Consider the following 17,447-nt stretch of genomic DNA (forward strand, 5'->3'; position numbering starts at 1 on the left):
AGACTGACCCATACGCCCTGTTGAAGGATGTTTCCATGAGCGAGCTTTCGCACGAAGACCGGGCCCCCCTGCCGCCCGAGGCGATCCGCGCCCTGGCCGAGGCTGCCGAACGCCGCAGGCAGGCCGCTGCCGCGCAGCCCCTGCCCAAGGAATATGGCGGCCGCGACGGGCCCGAACCTGTCCGCTTCGGCGATTACGAAAAGAACGGCCTCGCGGTGGATTTCTGAGCATGGACTGGCTGCGCGCCTCGGCCGCCCAGCAGGGGCGCGCGATCATGGCGGGCCTTCTGGATCCCATCGACCAGACCGAGGCCTATCTGGCCGCGATCAAGGCCCATCCCGACGCCCGGCGCATCTATGCCCGCGTGACCGCCGCGCGCGCCCGGTCCGAGGCGGTGGCCGCCCATGACCGCGCCAAGCTGGAACAACGCCGCGGGCTGCTGGACGGCGTGCCGATCAGCTGGAAGGACAACATCGACAGCGGCGGCACCGTGACCGAGGCCGGGTCCAGGCTGCTGGAAGGCCGGGTGCCGCGCAAGGATGCCATCGTGCTGGCCCGCGCCGCGCGCCAGGGCACGATCTGCCTGGGCAAGACCCACATGACGGAACTGGCCTTTTCCGGCCTGGGGCTGAACCCCCGGACGGCCACGCCGCCGAACGCCCTGGACCCCGACCTTGCGCCGGGCGGGTCTTCCTCGGGGGCGGCGGTCTCGGTGGCTTTGGGCCTGGCTGCGGCGGCGGTCGGGACGGATACGGGCGGCTCGATCCGGGTGCCCGCGGCCTGGAACGGCCTGGTGGGCTTCATGCCCACGCGCGATTCGCTGCCCGAAAAGGGCGTGGTGCCCTTGTGCCGCAAGTTCGACGTGGTGGGCCCCATCGCCCGCACGGTCGAGGATTGCGCCGAACTGTTCGCGCTGATGGCGGGAACGCGGGCCGCCGACCTGGCCGGCGCGGATATCGCCGGGCGCCGCCTGATGGTGCTGGACGGCCTGCCCTTCGAGGGGGCCGAGGAGGGCCCGGTCGCGGCCTTCGAGGATGCGGTGGACCGGCTGGCCCGGGCGGGGGCGCAGGTCACGCGCATCTCGTCGGACTGGGTGGCGAAGGCCATGCCGCTGTCGGCCGCGCTGTTTGCGCCCGAGGCCTATGGCATCTGGCGCGCCCAGATCGAGGATGCGCCGGAACTGATGTGGCAGCCGATCCTGGACCGCTTCCGCAGCGGGGCCGGTGTCAGCGCCCCCGATTACGTCGCCGCCTGGGAAAGCCTGGTGCGGATCCGGCGCAAGTGGATCAAGGAGGTGGCGTCCGGTCACGACGCGATCCTGCTGCCCACCGTGCCGATCCTGCCGCCCAATGCCGCGCGGCTGATGGCGGACGGGGACGAGTTCGTGCGCGCGAACCTGCTGACCCTGCGCAACACCCGCATCGGCAACCTGCTGGGCCTGCCGGTCTGCACGCTGCCCACCGGGCACCCTGCCTGCGGGATCTCGATCATGGGGCATGCGGGGCGGGACGGGCACCTGCTGCATGTCGCGGCGGGGGCCGAGGCGGCTTTGGCCGTGGCCTGATGGGGCAGGCAGGGGGCGCTCGCGCCCCCTTTTGGCCTGCGGCCAATTCACCCCCCGAGGATATTTGTGTGAAGAAGAAGCCGCCCGGCTTTCGCTGGACGCAAGGGCGCGATCACGCTAGTGTTTCCAGTGATAAACGGGGCCGAAGACCCTGAAAGCGAGGCAGAATGGCGATCCCCGAGCGGTTCTCGAACCTGCCGGACTATGCGTTCCCGCGTCTGCGGGCGCTGTTGTCCGGCATCGAGCCGGGCTTGAAAGACGGCGAAACCCCGACGGTGCTGACCATCGGCGAGCCGCGCCATGCCATACCCGATTTCGTGGCCGCCGTGATGGCCGCGAATATCGCCGGATTCGCGAAATACCCGCCGAACGACGGCACGCCGGGGCTGCTGTCGGCCATCGGTGCCTGGCTGCGGACGCGCTATGGCTTGGACGTGGCGCCCGACCGGATCATGGCGCTGAACGGCACGCGCGAGGGGCTGTTCAACGCGGCGCTGGCGCTGTGCCCGGAACGGAAGAACGGCGCACGTCCCGCGATCCTGATCCCGAATCCCTTCTATCAGGTCTATGCGGTCGCCGCCGCCGCCGTGCAGGCCGAGCCCGTCTTCGTGCCCGCCACGCCGGACACCGGCAACCTGCCCGATTATGCATCCCTGCCGCCTGCCGTGCTGGACCGCACGGCCATCGCCTATCTGTGTTCGCCCGCCAACCCGCAGGGGGCGATCGCGGATCGGGATTACCTGGAACAGCTGATCGCCCTGGCGGACCGGCACGATTTCCTGGTCTTCGCCGACGAATGCTATTCCGAGATCTGGCGCGACGCCCCCCCGCCCGGCGCCCTGGCCGTGGCAACCGACATGGGGCTGGCCGACCGGGTGGTGATCTTCAATTCGCTGTCCAAGCGGTCGAACCTGCCCGGCCTGCGGTCGGGCTTCGTGGCGGGCGCTGCCCACCATGTCGCGCTGATTCGCCGCCTGCGCGCCTATGCCGGGGCGCCCTTGTCGCTGCCCGCCCAGGCCGTCAGCGAGGCCGCCTGGCGGGACGAGGCGCATGTGGCCGCCAGCCGCGCGCTGTACCAGCAGAAATACGCCATCGCCGACCGCGTGCTGGGCAATGTGCCGGGCTACCGCCCCATCCCCGGCGGGTTCTTCCTGTGGCTGCCCGTCGCGGATGGCGAGGAGGCGGCCCGGACGCTGTGGGCGCAGGCGGGCGTGCAGGTGCTGCCGGGGGCCTATCTCTCGCGCGAGGTGGACGGGCATAATCCGGGCAAGGGCTTCATCCGGGTCGCCCTGGTGGCGGATGCGGAACAAACGGAACCGGCGCTGCAACGGCTGCGCGCGGTGCTGTATGATGGAACGAACGGCGGGAAGGGCTAGGGGACGATGGCAAGCTGGCAGGCAAAACACCGCGATCCGCTGTTCGACCAATCGACCCAGGCGGCGCTGGAACGGCGCGGCAAGGAATTGCTGGGCGCGGGCCTGATCGTCATCGGCATCGTGGTCGCCACCATGCTGGGCAGCTGGTCGGCCGAGGATCCCTCGTTCCTGTCCGCCACCGACGAGCCCGCGCAGAACATGCTGGGCAGCTTCGGGGCCTATGTCGCCTCGCCCTTGATGATGATCGCGGGATACGGATCCTGGATGCTGGTCGTCGCGGCCGTTGTCTGGGGCCTGCGCTTCATGCTGCACCGGGGCGAGGACCGCGTGATGCGCGGGCTGTTCACGCCCATCGCGGTGGCGCTGGCTTCGGTTTATTGCAGCACGCTGGTGCCGGGGGCCGGGTGGGAACAGACCTATGGCCTGGGCGGGCATTTCGGCGACATGCTCATGGGCGCGCTGCTGAACCTGCTGCCGATGAAGGCGCAGATCGGCATCCGCCTGGCCGGGCTGGTCGTCGCCCTGGGGACGCTGGCCATGACCGCCTTTGTCCTGGGCTTCGAGAAGGCCGAGTTGCGCGTCTTCTGGAGGCGCTTCGTGACCGGGCTGCTGACCGCCTTTGATCTGGCCGCGGTCGCCGCCGGACGGGGGGCTGTTGCCTCGGTCGCGCTGAGGGACCGGCTCGCCGCCCGGCGCGCGGGCAAGGCCGCGCCAGACGGGGCGCCCCGCGCGCCCACCATCGCGCGCCGCAAGCCCGCCGTTCCCGCCTTCGAGCTGGAGGAAGACCTGCCCGAGCCCGAGCTGATCGAGCGCGACGCCGATTACGACGGCGACGCCCCCTCGGCCGAGGAGGTCAGCGGGCGCATCAGCGACGCGATCCGCACCCTGTCCCCGGCCAAGCCCTCGGTCCTGGCCGTGGTGGCCGCGCGCCTGACACGGGAGGGCAACCGCGAGGAGGCTGCCGATCCGGTCCCGGCCGATCCCGCCGCCGCGCCCCGCGCCGCCGTGCCGCCGATGAAGAAGCCCGCCCCGGCCCGTCCGGTGCGCGACGGGGCTGCCCCGGACCTGACCTTCGAGGACGTGCTGAACACCTATGAACGCCCGCCGCTGGACCTGCTGACCGCGCCCTCGGCCGGCGACCAGGCGACCGTTTCCGAAGACGTGCTGATGGACAACGCCCGGATGCTGGAAGCGGTGCTGGACGATTACGGCGTCAAGGGCCAGATCACCGAGGTCCGTCCCGGCCCGGTCGTGACGCTTTACGAACTGGAACCCGCGCCGGGGCTGAAGGCCAGCCGCGTGATCGGCTTGTCCGACGACATCGCGCGGTCCATGTCGGCCTTGTCGGCGCGGGTTTCCACCGTGCCGGGCCGCACCGTGATCGGGATCGAACTGCCCAATGCCCGGCGCGAAAAGGTGCTGCTGCGGGAAATCCTGGCCTCCCGCGCCTTTGGCGACGGCACGCAGCCCTTGCCGCTGGCGCTTGGCAAGGACATCGGCGGCGATCCGGTCGTGGCGAACCTGGCCAAGATGCCCCACCTGCTGATCGCGGGGACCACCGGGTCGGGGAAATCGGTGGCGATCAACACCATGATCCTGTCGCTGCTGTACAAGCTGACGCCCGACGAATGCCGGCTGATCATGATCGACCCCAAGATGCTGGAACTGTCGGTCTATGACGGCATCCCGCATCTGCTGTCCCCGGTCGTCACCGACCCGAAAAAGGCCGTGGTCGCCCTGAAATGGGTCGTGGGCGAGATGGAGGAGCGGTACCGCCGCATGTCCAAGATGGGCGTGCGCAACATCGAGGGCTACAACACCCGCGTCCGCGAGGCGCTGTCGCGGAACGAGATGTTCAAGCGCACCGTCCAGACCGGCTTTGACGAGGACACCGGCGAGCCGATCTTCGAGACCGAGGAGTTCAAGCCCGAGACCTTCCCCTATATCGTCGTGATCGTGGACGAGATGGCCGACCTGATGATGGTCGCGGGGAAAGAGATCGAGGCCTGCATCCAGCGCCTGGCGCAGATGGCCCGCGCGTCCGGCATCCACCTGATCATGGCGACGCAGCGGCCTTCGGTCGATGTGATCACCGGCACGATCAAGGCGAACTTCCCCACCCGGATCTCCTTCCAGGTCACGTCCAAGATCGACAGCCGCACCATCCTGGGCGAGCAGGGGGCCGAGCAGCTGCTGGGCCAGGGCGACATGCTGTATATGGGCAACGGCGCCCGCATCACCCGCATCCACGGGCCGTTTGTCAGCGACGAGGAGGTCGAGGAGGTCGTAACGCACCTGAAATCCTTCGGCCCGCCGTCCTACAAGTCGGGCGTTGTCGAGGGGCCGGAAGACGAGGTGGCCTCGGACATCGACGCCGTGCTGGGCTTGGGCGGCGAAGGCGGGGACGATGCGCTTTACGACCAGGCGGTGATGATCGTCGCCAAGGACCGCAAGTGTTCCACCAGCTATATCCAGAGGAAGCTCGCCATCGGCTATAACAAGGCCGCGCGGCTGGTCGAGCAGATGGAGGAGCAGGGGGTGGTTTCGGCGGCGAACCACGTGGGCAAGCGGGAGGTGCTGGTGCCGGAGGTGTAGGGCGCAGAACGCCCCGCCCGAGGCGCCGGCACAGGCACCGGGCGTTTGCCGCGTTTGCGCCGAAGGTGCCTAGACTTCCAACTCGGTCGCACGATCAGACCAGGACACGGCCCTGCGGTAAAGATGCCAGGTCGCGTGGCCCAGGATGGGCAGCACCACGATCAGCCCGGCAAAGAACGGAATCATCCCCAGCATCAGCGACACCGCGACGATCAGCCCCCAAAGCGCGGCCGCGCCGGGGTTGCGGCGCACCACGGCCAGCGAGGTCGCCAAGGCCACCGGCACGCCCACCGGACGGTCGATCAGCATCGGGAACGACACCAGGCTGATGCACAGCACCACGGCTGCGAAAACGAAGCCGACGCCCATCCCGACAAGGATCATCGCCCATCCCGCGCTTGTGGTCAGGGTATCGCCGATAAAGGCGCGGATGCTGTCGTAAGGTTCCGGCCCCAGGCTGGCGGCCCAGATCGTATGCGCGGCAAACAGCCAGACGACGAAGATCACCACCAGAAGAACGGCCAGCGAAATCACCGGCCCCAGCACCTGGCCCGTCAGTGCGGACAGCGCCGCGCGCCAGTCCGCTTCCTCGCCCGCCTCGCGCCGCCGGCTCATCTCGTAAAGGCCGACCGCCGCGACCGGGCCGACCAGGGGAAAGCCCGAGACCAATGGGAAAAGCAGGTGCGGCTGCCCCGCATTGAAGGCCCAGACGGCAAGGACGAAGCCGATTACCGGATACAGCGCGACCGCCATGATCACGTCCGAACGAAGCGCGGCGAAGTCTTCGACCCCCTTGCGGATCGCTGCGCGGATATCGCCCAGGCCGATGCGGTTGACCACGGGCCGGGTCAGTTCGTGGCTGCCGATCCCCTCGACCGCCTCGCCAAGGCCGTGGCCCATGCGGGCCAAGCGTTGCGCGCTCCAGCTTAGCGGGTTTCCGATCGTCTTGTCGGGCATGGATTCATCCTCCCTGTCTGGAGGGTCCAGGGCCGGTCAGGGCGTCCGCCGGAGAACCCGGCACCGCCCGCGAACATGCCGGGCCGAACCATCCTCTGGCACCAGTCTAGCAGATGCAAGGGCAGGTTGCACTGCCCAATCCCGCCGCGCCTCGGCGTAGCCCTGCAAGGCCGCCCCTGCCGCTGGCACCCTCGCCCTCAAGGCGGTATATCCAGCCTATGACCGTCTGGAACATCCATCTTCTGAACGCCCGCCACGCCCTGACGCCTGTCCTGTCCGAGATCCGGCAGGCCAGCCGGGATGCCGTGGCGCGGACGTCAAGCCATACTGACCTACCCGATTTCGACCTTGTGATCCGCGCGCAGTCCGACCGTTCCGCCGATGGCGCGGTCCAGGGCCAGGCCCTCGCGCCCGGCGTGGTCGAGGTCGCGTTGACGCCCGACCGCTTCGATCCCCAGCATTTCACCCGCGCCCTGGTCCGCCAGATGGCGCATCTGGTCCGCTGGGAGGGGCCGGGCTATGGCCGCTCGCTGGGCGAGGCGCTGGTCAGCGAGGGGCTGGCGGGGCATTTTGTCCTGCAGGTGATGGGCGGGCAGCCTGATCCCATCGACACCGTCAGGCCCGCGCAAGGCACCCTGCGGCAGGCGATGAACGAATGGGCGCGGCGGGATTACGACCATCCCCGTTGGTTCAACGGCAAGGGCGACCTGCGCAGGGGAACCGGCAACAGCCTGGGCCATCGCATCCTGGCCGAGCATCTGGCCGAAAGGCCCGGCGACACCGCCGCAACCCTGGCGACCGCCCCGGCCGAGCCGTTCCGCCAGATCCTGCGCCGCCTTGCCTCGGCGGAAGGGCAGGCCGATCCCGAAGCCGCGCCCTCAGAAGGCTGAGGATCGCGGGCTGCCGGTCAGGGCCATGGCCGCGCCCATCACAAGGCCCGCCACGATGCCGCCCAGATGCGCTTCCCACGCGATCGAGGGCATCAGCACGGTCAACGCGACATTCAGCACCACCATCATCGCCACGCCGCGCCACAATTGTCCCAGGGGACGGCGGCGGCGCCAGCCGGTCACGGCGGCAAAGCCGATCAGCGCGCCCGCCAGCCCGAAGATCGCGCCCGATGCGCCGATCATCGGCCCGCCGTCGGGGCTCATCGCCGCGAACAGCAGGGCGGCGGCGACCTGCGTGGCGGCATAGACCAGCGCCATGCGGCGGGGGCCGATCAGCCGGTTCAGTTCCCGCGCCAGGGCGACCAGCGACAGCATGTTCATCCCCAGGTGCAGCAGCCCCCCGTGCAGAAAGCCGTAGGTCGCGAAGATCGTCACGAGATGGCCCGGAAAGATCCCGTGGCCCGCCCAGACGACCGGCGACCAGAAGCCCCCGAAGATCAGGGCCGCCTGCCTGACGATGGGATAGCCCAGAAGGTCGGCGGCCATGATCGCCGCCTGGATCCCGCAGCAGAGGACGATCACGGCCCTGACCCACAAGGGCAGGCGCGGCTGCAAGCCGTCCTGCATGGCCGCCAGGGGGTCGGTGTGGGCCACCATCAATCCGCCTTGATCTGCCGGGCCTCGGCCACCAGCATGATCGGGATCCCGGCGCGGATCGGAAAGGCCAGCCCCGCGGCCTTGGACACCAGTTCCTGCCGCGCGGCGTCATAGGACAAGGTGGCGTGGGTCACGGGGCAGACCAGGGCTTCCAGCATGTGGCGGTCGAAGCCGGGGTGGTCAGGGTGGCTCATTGCAGTCGCTCCTCGTTGTCGCCGCCATGCAGGGCGAATTCGATCAGCCCTTGCAGCAGTTCGCGCCGGTCTGAGAGCGTCGGGCTTTCCAGCAGCGCCTGCCGGTCGCCGGGCGAAAAGGGCAGGACCATGGACAGCGAATTGATCAGCGCCTCGTCCTGCGCCTCGGCGGCCGCGTCCCAGTCGGTGGACAGCTCATGCGCCTCCATGTAGCGGCGCAACAGGGGGAACAGCGTGTCGCGGTTCATGGCCGGATCCTCCTCGGCGCCCTTCAGGTCGCGCCCGAACGAGGACCAGTCCACCTCGCCCACCAGATAGGGGGTGAAGCCCTCCTTCACCTCGACCAGCCGGAAGCGCGAGATGGCCCGCAGCGAGATCATCTGCCGCCCGTCGTCCGTTTCCGAAAACGCCACAACCCGGCCCGCGCAGCCGATGGCGGCCAGGCCGTCCCCCTCGGGCTGGATCAGGCCGATCAGGCGGTGGTCGGTCTTCAGCGCGTCGTCCAGCATCTGCAGGTAGCGCGGCTCGAACACATGAAGCGGGATCCGCGCGCGCGGCATCAGCACCGCCCCGGTCAGGGGGAACAGGGCGATGCGCGCGGGCAGATCGAAGCGGAACAGCATGGATCAGGCGAAGATCAGGGACGACAGGCGGCGGCGGCCCTTCTGGACCAGCGGGTCGTTGGGCTTGAGGCTGTCGAAGATCGTCAGAAGCTGCGCCTTGGCCGCGCCCTCGTTCCAGTCGCGGTCGCGGCGGAAGCTGTCCAGCAGGATGTCGATGGCGTCTTCCACCCGGCCTGCGGCGTGCAGCGCCTGCGCGTATTCCAGCCGCGCCTGCTGGTCGGCGGGATCGGCCTCGACCCGCGCCTGAAGGGTGTCCAGGGGACCGGCCTTCGCGGCCTGGCGGGCCAGGTGCAACTGGGCGCGCGCGGCCTCGACCGGGGCGCTTGTGGCGGCGGGGGCGGGGATGGTGTCCAGCGCGGCCTGGGCCGCGTCGGGATCGCCCGCCGCCAGATGGGCGCGCACCACGCCCGCCCAAGCCTCGGTGCTGGAGGGGTCTTCCCCGGCAATGGCGGCAAAGGTTTCGGCGGCATCCGCGAAGGCGCCTTCCTCCAGCATCTGTTCGGCGGCGGCCAGCGCCTCGGCCAGCCCGCCGTCATCGCCCGACAGCGCCGCCAGCTTGTCCACGAACTGCTTGACCTGGCTTTGCGGGACCGCGCCCTGGAAGGCATCGACCGGCTGGCCCTGGAAGAAGGCGTAAACGGTGGGGATCGACTGCACGCGCAGTTGCGCGGCGATCATCTGGTTTTCGTCCACGTTGACCTTGGCCATGCGGACGCGGCCCTTGTGGCGGGCGACCTCGGCTTCCAGCTGGGGCCCGAGGGTCTTGCAGGGGCCGCACCAGGGCGCCCAGAAATCGACGATCACCGGCACCTGCATGGAGGCCTGCACGACCTCGGCCATGAAGGTCGCCTCGGTCACGTCCTTGATGAAGTCGGCGGGCTTCGGCGCCTCCGTCGCGCCATCGAAAAGCATGGTCATGGGATTCCCGGATGGTTCGGACTGATCTGTTGGCGACAATATGGGGCGTCCCGACCCCAAGGGGAAGGGCGGAATCGGCGCAGGGCGAATCAGTCGCCCGCCCGTCCCGGGTCCGCCGGGGCCGGCGGCCAAGGGCCGGCACATATTGCGGTGGCATCGGTTTCCGGCGGCACAACCCCGGGTGGACGCCCGCAAAATTAAAATGGTTAAAATCGTCTATTAACCTGTTTATCCTTCAATTTTGCATCTCATTTTATTGTTTGGACCGTTCGGCGCGGCTATTGTGTGAATTGCGCATTCCCGGTTCCCCTTGGTGCTTGCCGGACCCGAACCAGAGGCGCAGTCATGTTTAGGGAGTTGAAGATGTTCAAGACATTTACCGTGATTGCCGCACTGCTGGCCGGAGCCGTTCCTGCGGCTGCGGCGACGTTCGATTTCACGGATGCGCCCAATGCCGGGGCCAATGCCTGGCTGGTGGACGGGATCACCGCGACGGCGACCGCCGGTCAGTATCGCGACAAGCCCAATCCCGACACGATCCTGTGCTATGATTGCAAGACCGTGACGCGCAACAATGGCGGCCTGGGGGTTTATTCGCATTGGCTGGATTCCGGCGAGGTTGACGGCTCGATTTCCAACGACCTGCTGACCCTGACCTTCGGCCAGGAGGTCAGCTTCACCTCGGTAAGCTTCTCGTCCTGGTCGAAGTCGGATTCCTTCGACCTGTTCGTGGACGGCGTCCTGGTGGAACCCGAGGAGCGCAAAGCCGACGGCACTGGCTTCTATTCGCTGGCGGGCCTGGTGGGCAGCAGCATCAGCTTTGGCGCCGATGCCGGGTTGCTGGGCAGTTTCGACAGCTACCGCATCGCCTCGATCGACGTGGCGCCGGTTCCGCTGCCTGCGGCCGGTTTCCTGCTGCTGGGCGGCCTGGGCGGGCTGGCAGCCTTGCGCCGCCGCCAGAAAGCCTGATCCGACCGGCGGTCTTTCCGAAAACGGCCCGCGGCTTCCGGTCGCGGGCCTTTTGTCACAGGTCGAAGCTGGCCAGCACCGGCACATGGTCGCTGGGCCCGTCCCATCCACGGCAGGGGCGCAGGACGCGGCTGGCGTGACCGGCATTGGCGATGTCAGAGGTGGCCCAGATATGGTCCAGGCGGCGGCCCTTGTCGGCGGCGTGCCAGTCCTTGGCGCGATAGCTCCACCAGGAATAAAGCAGCCCGCTGGGGATGTCCTGGCGCGTCACGTCCACCCATTTGCCCGCGTCCTGGGCGGACAGCAGGTGATCGACCTCGACGGGGGTGTGGCTGACGATCTTCAGCATCTGCTTGTGGGACCACACGTCGTCTTCGCGGGGCGCGATGTTCAGGTCGCCGACCAGGATGGACTTTTCGGGCCGGTCGGCGTGGAACACGTCGCGCATCTCGGCCACAAAATCCAGCTTTTGCCCGAACTTGACGTTCTGTTCGCGGTCGGGGATGTCGCCGCCCGCGGGCACATACATGTTGTGGATCGTCACGCCGTTTTCCAGCCGCGCTGCCACATGGCGGGCATGGCCGAGGCTTGCGTAATCGCGGTCGCCCGCATCCGTGATCGGCAGGCGCGACAGGATCGCCACGCCGTTATAGCCCTTTTGCCCGCGCGCCACGATATGGGCATAGCCAAGCGCCCGGAACTGGTCCAGGGGGATCTTGTCCACCGGCGACTTGCATTCCTGCAGGCACAGCACGTCCGGCGCTTCCTCGCGCAGGAAGCGGGCGACCAGGCCTTCGCGCAGGCGGACCGAGTTGATGTTCCAGGTGGCGATGGTGAACATGGGCAGGCTCCTTTGGGCGGGCGGACCCTAGCGGGTGGGGCCGCCAGAGTCGAGTTGACGCAGGGGCAGGAAAATGTCTTGCAACATCAATCGCGGCTTGGTGATCGGGGAAAGCGGCGCTAAGCAATGCCATCCGGCACAGGGGGGCACGATGCAATTGACGGTGGACGAAGCTTTGGCGCGCGGCGGGGCCGGGCGGTTCCAGTGGCGGCTTCTGGGGATCTTCGGGCTGGTCTGGGCGGCGGACGCGATGCAGGTGATCGCGGTGGGCTTTGCTGCCCCATCCGTCGCCGCCACCTTCGGGATTGAGCGGGTGACGGCCTTCCAGATCGGCACAGTGTTCTTCGCGGGCATGTTCCTGGGGGCATTCGCCTTTGGCCGGATCGCGGACCGCATCGGGCGGCGCAACATCCTGGTGCTGACCGTGGGGATGGACGCGATCTTCGGGCTGGCGTCCGTCTTTGCGCAGGACTTCACGCTGCTTTTGGTGCTGCGCTTCCTGACCGGCGTGGCCGTGGGCGGCACGCTGCCCGTGGATTACGCCATGATGGCCGAGTTCCTGCCGCCCCGGAACCGGGGCCGCTGGCTGGTCTGGCTGGAGGGCTTCTGGGCCGTGGGCACCATTGTCGTGGCGCTGACGGCCTGGCTTGCTGTCGCGCAGGGGGCGGTGGCGCCCTGGCGCTGGATCTTCGCGGTCGCAGCCGTTCCGGCGCTGATCGGCATTTTCCTGCGCCTCTGGGTGCCGGAATCGCCCATGTACCTGATCCGCAAGGGCGACAAGGCCGGGGCCAAGGCCGTGATCGACCGGGTGCTGGTCACGAACGGGATGCAGCCGCTGCCTGCCGATGCCGAACTGGTCCCGGCATCGGTGCCGACGGGGGCGGAGGGCTCGATCTTCTCGGACCTGCTGCGGGCGCGGACGGTCGGCGTGCTGGCGGTGTGGTTCCTGGTGTCGCTGTCCTATTACGGCGTCTTCGTCTGGGTGCCGGGGCAACTGGCGACCGAGGGCTTCGGCTTCGTGCGCGGCTATGAATTCCTGGTGGTGCTGGCCCTGGCGCAGGTGCCGGGATACGCCCTGGCCGCCTGGGGGGTCGAGGCGGTGGGCCGGCGCGCGACGCTGCTGGGCTTCCTTTTGCTCAGCGCCGCCGGTTGCGCGCTGTTCACCGTGGCCAGCGGCACCGCCATGGTCGCGGGCGCGCTGATCCTGATGAGCTTTGCGTTGCTGGGCACCTGGGGCGCGCTTTACGCCTTCACGCCCGAGCTTTACCCGACCCACCTGCGCGGCACCGGCATGGGCACGGCCAGCGCCATGGCGCGTCTTGGCGGCATCCTCGCGCCCAGCCTGCTGGCCTTTGTCTTCGCCAAGGGCTTCGGCTTTGCCATCGGCGTCTTTGCCGCGCTGCTGCTGCTGGGGGCCTTGGCGCTGCTGCTGGTGAAAACGGAAACCCGCGATCAGGCCATCGCCTGAAACCCCAGGCCGGGGCGGCCCGTTGCCTTGTCGATCACAGGAGGACAGGGCAATGGGCCAGCTGGTCGAAGGCGTCTGGAAGGACGAATGGTATGACACCGGATCAAGCGGCGGCGAATTCGTCCGCGACACGGCGAAACACCGCAACTGGGTGACGCCCGACGGCAGCCCTGGCCCCACGGGCGAGGGCGGCTTCAAGGCGGAAAGCGGGCGATACCACCTGTATGTCAGTTACGCCTGCCCCTGGGCGCATCGGACGCTGATCTTCCGGGCGCTGAAGGGCCTGGCGGATCACATCGACATCTCGGTCGTGCATCCCGACATGCTGTGGAACGGCTGGGAATTCCGCACCGACTTCGACGGCGCGACCGGCGACCGGCTGTTCGGAGAGCCTTACCTGTACAAGCTCTACCTGCGCGCCGATCCCAAGGCCTCGGGGCGGGTGACGGTTCCGGTCCTGTGGGACCGCGACGGAGACCGGATCGTGTCGAACGAAAGCGGCGACATCATCCGCATGTTTAACTCGGCCTTCGACGGGCTGACGGGCAACACCGACGACTACTGGCCCGAAGACCTGCGCGATGGGATCGGGCATCTGAACGACCGCATCTATGACACGGTGAACAACGGCGTTTACAAGGCGGGCTTCGCCACGTCGCAAGAGGCTTATGACAAGGCCGTCCACCCGCTGTTTGATTCCTTGGACTGGATCGAGGGGATCCTGGCCGCCAACCGCTACCTTGCGGGCGACCGCCTGACCGGGGCCGACTGGCGGCTGTTCACCACCATCGCCCGCTTCGACGCGGTCTATCACACCCATTTCAAATGCAACCGCCGCCGGGTCGTCGATTACCCGAACCTCTGGGCATGGGCGCGCGAACTCTATCAAATGCCAGGCGTGGCCGACACGGTGCGGCCCGACCATTTCGTGCGGCATTACTACTTCAGCCACGACACCGTGAACCCGCACCGCATCATCCCCATCGGCCCGGATCTGGACTGGACCGCGCCGCATGGCCGGGGCTGAAAGGAAGCCCCGGCGCGGGAAAGCGCCGGGGCATCAGAGGGAGAGAGGGAGGAGAGTGTGGCCGCATCCGCCGGCCACTGGGCTTCGGGGGATGAACGCGGGGGCAGGGGGATGGGTTCCGAAGGATCAAAAGCCCCACCGGGCCGCAGGGCCATGGCTATCCCGCCACGCCCAGGAACAGCGCAAGCGCCCGGTTGACTTCGACCATGGCCGTGTCCTCAAGCTGGCCAAAGGCGTTGCCCAGCTTGTCCGTCCGAACCGTCATGGCCTTGTCGATCATCACCTGGGATGTCACCCGCAATCCGTTCCTGGCCGAGGGTTTCACCGTCAGCCGGATCAGCGGGGCGTCGGCCAGCGTGGAGGTGACCAGAAGAACGGTGGTGGTGGCTGTATCCGGGAAAAGGTCGGATTGGATCACAAGGGCAGGACGCGGCTTTCCGTGGTCACCCTGAAGGGCAACCGTCACCAGATCGCCGCGCTTCAATCCCAACCGTCCACATCGCCCATTGCAGCATCGATGAAATCGCCCAGATCCGTGTCGGCGCGGTCCGACCGGGCCACGACTGCTGCCTGGCGGCGGCACTCTGTCGCAAAGCCGGGGCGGCGGGTGTCGGGAACCCAGATCTGGACGGGGCGAAGGCCTGCCGCCCGCAAGGCATCGCGTCGTTTCTGCACGCGTTGGGAAATGGGGCTTGGCATGGCGGACCTCCTGTCTTGTTACATGTAACAAGACAGGAGGGTGGTTCAAGCGCCTTGCGAGACATGCGCTGTGCAAAAGGCCCGGCGCATCCGCCGGGCCTTTCGGTCACGCCACCAGCCGATACCCCCCCGACTCCGTCACCAGAAGCCGCGCGTTGCCGGGATCCGGCTCGATCTTCTGGCGCAGGCGATAGATGTGGGTTTCCAGCGTATGCGTGGTCACGCCCGCGTTGTATCCCCAGACCTCGTGCAGCAGCACGTCGCGGGCCACCACTCCGTCCTGCGCGCGATACAGGAACTTGAGGATGTTGGTTTCCTTCTCGGTCAGGCGGATCTTGCGGTCCTTCCCGTCGATCAGCATCTTCATCGCGGGCTTGAAGGTATAGGGCCCCAACTGGAAGATCGCGTCCTCGGATTGTTCATGGGTGCGCAGTTGCGCGCGCAGGCGGGCTAGCAGGACCGGGAACTTGAAGGGCTTGGTGATGTAATCGTTCGCGCCCGCGTCCAGGCCCAGGATGGTGTCGGCGTCGGTGTCGTGGCCGGTCAGCATGACGATGGGGCACTTGACGTTCAGCTTGCGCAGCTTCTTGCACAGTTCCCGCCCGTCGGTGTCGGGCAGGCCCACGTCCAGGATCACCAGATCGAAGATCGCGTTCTTGGCCGCGTCCACGGCCCCCGCGCCCGTGCCCGCCTCGGTCACGTCGAATTCGTCGGTGGCGATCAGCTGTTCGGCCAGGGCCTCGCGCAGGTCTTCCTCGTCATCCACCAGCAGGATCTTTTTCAGTCCGGGCATGTTGCCTCCCTTCGCTTGTTGCGCAAGAGGTGGGCAAGGCGTGTCGTCCCGTCCAGCATCATGTCGGTAATCTCACATGGAGTTGTCGGGAAGGGCGCTTATGTTTCAGATTGTTTCAACCCGCCGGACGCGTCATGCCCCTGATCCCCACCCTGGCCGAGACCGTGTCGCGCGCGCGCAGCGACCTGCGCATGGGCCTGCCGGTGATGATCGGCGCCCATCTGGTCGCGGCGGTGGAAACCCTGGCCCCCGCCCGGCTGGAGGCGATCCGCGCCCTTGGCCGCCCGGTGCTGGCCCTGACCGAGCGGCGGGCCGAGACGCTGAAGGCGCGGGCCTATGACGACGGCTTGGCCCGGGTGATCGTGCCCGGGGATGCGGACCACGCCTGGCTGCGGGCGCTGGCGGATCCGTCGGGCGACCTGATGACGCCGATGAAGGGGCCGCTGTTCACGGAACGCGACGGCGACGCCACGCCGCATCTGGCCGGGCTGGCGCTGGCGAAATCGGCGCAACTGCTGCCCGCCGTGCTGGTGGTCGCCGCCGACCCCTTGCCCGGGCTGACGCAGGTCGCGCCCGGCCCGCTGCTGGCGCAACTGGCGCATGAGGCCGCGCTGGCCCCGGTCGCCGCCGCCAACCTGCCGCTGGTTGCGGCGGAACGATCGCGCCTGCACATCTTCCGCCCCGACGATGGCGGGGCCGAGCATTACGCCATCGAGATCGGCGATCCGCCTCGCGACGCGCCCGTTCTGGCGCGGCTGCATTCGGCCTGTTTCACGGGCGACGTGCTGGGCAGCCTGAAATGCGACTGCGGGCCCCAGTTGCACGCCGCGCTGTCGGCCATGGGGCAGGCGGGGCAGGGGGTGCTTTTGTATCTGAACCAGGAAGGGCGCGGCATCGGGCTTGCCAACAAGATGCGCGCCTATGCCTTGCAGAACCAGGGGTTCGACACCGTGCAGGCCAACCACCGCCTGGGCTTCGAGGATGACGAGCGCGATTTCCGCATCGGCGCGGCCCTGCTGCGGCGGATGGGGTTTTCGTCCGCGCGGCTGATGACCAACAACCCGCGCAAGGTGGCGATGATGGAAAGCCACGGGATCGCGGTCACGGAACGCGTGCCCTTGGTCGTGGGCCGCAACCGCTTCAACGAGGGCTATCTGGACACCAAGGCCGAAAAGTCGGGGCATCTGCTGTGAGGGCGGGTGATCTGGTCCTGACCCCGCAGGGGGTGCGATTTCGCGGGCGGCTGTTTCCGTGCAGCATCGGCAAGCGCGGGGTGACGCGCGACAAGCGCGAAGGGGACGGGGCCACGCCCGCCGGGGTGATGCGGATCACCGGGCTGTGGTATCGGCCCGACCGGCTGGCGCGGCCTGCGGCATGGGCGCGGCCCATCGGGCCGGGCGACCTGTGGTGCGACGCGCCGGATCATCCGGGCTATAACCACCACGCCCGCGCGCCCCTGGCTGTCAGCCATGAAAGGCTGCGGCGGGCGGATCCGCTTTATGACCTGATCCTGACGACGGACTGGAACTGGCCCGATGCGGTGCCGGGGCGGGGATCGGCGATCTTCCTGCATCAATGGCGCAGGCCGGGTTATGGGACCGAGGGCTGCATTGCCTTTGCAAGGCGCGATCTGATCTGGATCGCCAGGCGGGCAGGGCCGGGGACGCGGGTGATCGTTCCCTGACATTTGCCCGGGCGGGATCAGGAAACGCACTGCGTTTCCCCCGCCCGTTGCACGAGGGTTCCACCAGAGACGGAGACGTAGGAACGCGGGAGGCCAGCGCCCGACCCGAGGGGGCGTGTAAGCGCCCGCCTGGGGGCGGGGCGGGCGCTGGCCGGGCCTTTGAGGCCCGGCGGTGCGGGTGGATATGTCGAG

19 protein-coding genes are annotated in these 17,447 nt (G+C 68.2%); 10 read left to right on the forward strand and 9 right to left on the reverse strand.

Features of this window, described 5'->3' with window-relative positions; all coding sequences use genetic code 11:
- The first annotated feature begins 35 nt into the window (after positions 1–35).
- The 4 genes from JX613_RS02745 (at position 36) to JX613_RS02760 (ending at position 5,535) form a co-directional block, all read left to right on the forward strand.
- A complete protein-coding gene (locus JX613_RS02745; protein ID WP_207099928.1) occupies positions 36–227 on the forward strand; it encodes a DUF1674 domain-containing protein in 192 nt (63 codons plus the stop codon).
- A 2-nt stretch (positions 228–229) separates the two neighbouring features.
- Positions 230–1,564 carry an amidase gene (locus JX613_RS02750; protein WP_207099929.1) on the forward strand — a complete coding sequence of 445 codons (1,335 nt, stop codon included), beginning with the start codon at positions 230–232 and terminating at the stop codon, positions 1,562–1,564.
- Positions 1,565–1,731: 167 nt separating this feature from the next.
- Entirely contained in the window at positions 1,732–2,940 is a 1,209-nt protein-coding gene (locus JX613_RS02755) for an aminotransferase class I/II-fold pyridoxal phosphate-dependent enzyme (protein WP_207099930.1), read from the forward strand.
- Between the two features lie 6 nt (positions 2,941–2,946).
- Complete coding sequence (locus JX613_RS02760; RefSeq protein WP_207099931.1) at positions 2,947–5,535, forward strand: DNA translocase FtsK; 2,589 nt, start codon at positions 2,947–2,949, stop codon at positions 5,533–5,535.
- A gap of 69 nt (positions 5,536–5,604) precedes the next feature.
- Here the strand turns inward: JX613_RS02760 and JX613_RS02765 are convergent, their stop codons facing one another.
- On the reverse strand, positions 5,605–6,492 hold the full coding sequence (locus JX613_RS02765) for a DUF2189 domain-containing protein (RefSeq protein WP_207099932.1): 888 nt from the start codon (positions 6,490–6,492) through the stop codon (positions 5,605–5,607).
- Positions 6,493–6,710: 218 nt separating this feature from the next.
- Here JX613_RS02765 and JX613_RS02770 point away from each other — a divergent pair, with 218 nt between their 5' ends.
- Positions 6,711–7,382: a DUF2268 domain-containing putative Zn-dependent protease gene (locus JX613_RS02770; RefSeq protein ID WP_207099933.1), complete on the forward strand. Its 672-nt coding sequence runs from the start codon at positions 6,711–6,713 to the stop codon at positions 7,380–7,382.
- On the opposite strand, the gene JX613_RS02775 is transcribed toward JX613_RS02770, so the two are convergent.
- Genes JX613_RS02775 through trxA form a run of 4 tightly spaced genes read right to left on the reverse strand, consistent with a single transcriptional unit; the run spans position 7,371 to position 9,768 of the window.
- On the reverse strand, positions 7,371–8,039 hold the full coding sequence (locus JX613_RS02775; protein WP_207099934.1) for a rhomboid family intramembrane serine protease: 669 nt from the start codon (positions 8,037–8,039) through the stop codon (positions 7,371–7,373). The genes JX613_RS02770 and JX613_RS02775 overlap by 12 nt on opposite strands.
- Positions 8,039–8,233 carry a Trm112 family protein gene (locus tag JX613_RS02780; protein ID WP_207099935.1) on the reverse strand — a complete coding sequence of 65 codons (195 nt, stop codon included), beginning with the start codon at positions 8,231–8,233 and terminating at the stop codon, positions 8,039–8,041. Before JX613_RS02780 ends, JX613_RS02775 begins: the two co-directional genes overlap by 1 nt.
- Positions 8,230–8,856 (reverse strand): LON peptidase substrate-binding domain-containing protein, encoded by a 627-nt coding sequence (locus tag JX613_RS02785; RefSeq protein WP_207099936.1) that lies wholly within the window; start codon positions 8,854–8,856, stop codon positions 8,230–8,232. Before JX613_RS02785 ends, JX613_RS02780 begins: the two co-directional genes overlap by 4 nt.
- Positions 8,857–8,859: 3 nt before the next feature.
- Positions 8,860–9,768, reverse strand: coding sequence for a thioredoxin (gene trxA / locus JX613_RS02790; protein WP_207100103.1), 909 nt, complete (start codon positions 9,766–9,768; stop codon positions 8,860–8,862).
- Positions 9,769–10,137: 369 nt separating this feature from the next.
- Here trxA and JX613_RS02795 point away from each other — a divergent pair, with 369 nt between their 5' ends.
- Entirely contained in the window at positions 10,138–10,743 is a 606-nt protein-coding gene (locus tag JX613_RS02795; RefSeq protein ID WP_237168312.1) for a VPLPA-CTERM sorting domain-containing protein, read from the forward strand.
- 55 nt (positions 10,744–10,798) lie between these two features.
- Here JX613_RS02795 and JX613_RS02800 read toward each other — a convergent pair whose 3' ends face one another.
- Positions 10,799–11,584, reverse strand: coding sequence for an exodeoxyribonuclease III (locus tag JX613_RS02800; protein ID WP_207099938.1), 786 nt, complete (start codon positions 11,582–11,584; stop codon positions 10,799–10,801).
- A 151-nt stretch (positions 11,585–11,735) separates the two neighbouring features.
- On the opposite strand from JX613_RS02800, the gene JX613_RS02805 reads away from it, so the two are divergent.
- Both JX613_RS02805 and JX613_RS02810 read left to right on the forward strand, forming a co-directional pair.
- Positions 11,736–13,052, forward strand: coding sequence for an MFS transporter (locus JX613_RS02805; protein WP_207099939.1), 1,317 nt, complete (start codon positions 11,736–11,738; stop codon positions 13,050–13,052).
- A 52-nt stretch (positions 13,053–13,104) separates the two neighbouring features.
- Positions 13,105–14,079: a glutathione S-transferase family protein gene (locus JX613_RS02810; protein WP_207099940.1), complete on the forward strand. Its 975-nt coding sequence runs from the start codon at positions 13,105–13,107 to the stop codon at positions 14,077–14,079.
- A gap of 157 nt (positions 14,080–14,236) precedes the next feature.
- Here the strand turns inward: JX613_RS02810 and JX613_RS02815 are convergent, their stop codons facing one another.
- The 3 genes from JX613_RS02815 to JX613_RS02825 form a co-directional block, all read right to left on the reverse strand.
- The gene (locus JX613_RS02815; protein WP_336512259.1) at positions 14,237–14,662 is read right to left on the reverse strand and encodes a type II toxin-antitoxin system PemK/MazF family toxin; all 426 of its coding nucleotides are present in this window, start codon (positions 14,660–14,662) and stop codon (positions 14,237–14,239) included.
- Positions 14,560–14,778 (reverse strand): antitoxin MazE family protein, encoded by a 219-nt coding sequence (locus tag JX613_RS02820; RefSeq protein WP_207099942.1) that lies wholly within the window; start codon positions 14,776–14,778, stop codon positions 14,560–14,562. Before JX613_RS02820 ends, JX613_RS02815 begins: the two co-directional genes overlap by 103 nt.
- Before the next feature lie 106 nt (positions 14,779–14,884).
- On the reverse strand, positions 14,885–15,571 hold the full coding sequence (locus JX613_RS02825; protein WP_207099943.1) for a response regulator transcription factor: 687 nt from the start codon (positions 15,569–15,571) through the stop codon (positions 14,885–14,887).
- A gap of 134 nt (positions 15,572–15,705) precedes the next feature.
- On the opposite strand from JX613_RS02825, the gene ribA reads away from it, so the two are divergent.
- Together ribA and JX613_RS02835 are read left to right on the forward strand one after the other, a co-directional pair.
- Positions 15,706–16,764 (forward strand): GTP cyclohydrolase II, encoded by a 1,059-nt coding sequence (gene ribA / locus JX613_RS02830; protein ID WP_207099944.1) that lies wholly within the window; start codon positions 15,706–15,708, stop codon positions 16,762–16,764.
- Positions 16,761–17,255, forward strand: a complete 495-nt coding sequence (locus JX613_RS02835; protein WP_207099945.1) for a L,D-transpeptidase family protein — start codon at positions 16,761–16,763, stop codon at positions 17,253–17,255. The genes ribA and JX613_RS02835 overlap by 4 nt, the downstream gene beginning before the upstream one ends.
- Positions 17,256–17,447: the final 192 nt, after the last annotated feature.

It is taken from the genome of Paracoccus shandongensis (assembly GCF_017315735.1).
Taxonomy (GTDB): Bacteria; Pseudomonadota; Alphaproteobacteria; order Rhodobacterales; family Rhodobacteraceae; genus Paracoccus; species Paracoccus shandongensis.

Excerpts from the sequence above, each read along its gene's own strand:
- JX613_RS02745 (WP_207099928.1), top strand. The coding sequence starts at position 36 with ATGAGCGAGCTTTCGCACGAAGACCGGGCCCCCCTGCCGCCCGAGGCG.
- JX613_RS02750 (WP_207099929.1), top strand. The coding sequence starts at position 230 with ATGGACTGGCTGCGCGCCTCGGCCGCCCAGCAGGGGCGCGCGATCATG.
- JX613_RS02755 (WP_207099930.1), top strand. The coding sequence starts at position 1,732 with ATGGCGATCCCCGAGCGGTTCTCGAACCTGCCGGACTATGCGTTCCCG.
- JX613_RS02760 (WP_207099931.1), top strand. The coding sequence starts at position 2,947 with ATGGCAAGCTGGCAGGCAAAACACCGCGATCCGCTGTTCGACCAATCG.
- JX613_RS02765 (WP_207099932.1), bottom strand. The coding sequence starts at position 6,492 with ATGCCCGACAAGACGATCGGAAACCCGCTAAGCTGGAGCGCGCAACGC.
- JX613_RS02770 (WP_207099933.1), top strand. The coding sequence starts at position 6,711 with ATGACCGTCTGGAACATCCATCTTCTGAACGCCCGCCACGCCCTGACG.
- JX613_RS02775 (WP_207099934.1), bottom strand. The coding sequence starts at position 8,039 with ATGGTGGCCCACACCGACCCCCTGGCGGCCATGCAGGACGGCTTGCAG.
- JX613_RS02780 (WP_207099935.1), bottom strand. The coding sequence starts at position 8,233 with ATGAGCCACCCTGACCACCCCGGCTTCGACCGCCACATGCTGGAAGCC.
- JX613_RS02785 (WP_207099936.1), bottom strand. The coding sequence starts at position 8,856 with ATGCTGTTCCGCTTCGATCTGCCCGCGCGCATCGCCCTGTTCCCCCTG.
- trxA (WP_207100103.1), bottom strand. The coding sequence starts at position 9,768 with ATGCTTTTCGATGGCGCGACGGAGGCGCCGAAGCCCGCCGACTTCATC.
- JX613_RS02795 (WP_237168312.1), top strand. The coding sequence starts at position 10,138 with ATGTTCAAGACATTTACCGTGATTGCCGCACTGCTGGCCGGAGCCGTT.
- JX613_RS02800 (WP_207099938.1), bottom strand. The coding sequence starts at position 11,584 with ATGTTCACCATCGCCACCTGGAACATCAACTCGGTCCGCCTGCGCGAA.
- JX613_RS02805 (WP_207099939.1), top strand. The coding sequence starts at position 11,736 with ATGCAATTGACGGTGGACGAAGCTTTGGCGCGCGGCGGGGCCGGGCGG.
- JX613_RS02810 (WP_207099940.1), top strand. The coding sequence starts at position 13,105 with ATGGGCCAGCTGGTCGAAGGCGTCTGGAAGGACGAATGGTATGACACC.
- JX613_RS02820 (WP_207099942.1), bottom strand. The coding sequence starts at position 14,778 with ATGCCAAGCCCCATTTCCCAACGCGTGCAGAAACGACGCGATGCCTTG.
- JX613_RS02825 (WP_207099943.1), bottom strand. The coding sequence starts at position 15,571 with ATGCCCGGACTGAAAAAGATCCTGCTGGTGGATGACGAGGAAGACCTG.
- ribA (WP_207099944.1), top strand. The coding sequence starts at position 15,706 with ATGCCCCTGATCCCCACCCTGGCCGAGACCGTGTCGCGCGCGCGCAGC.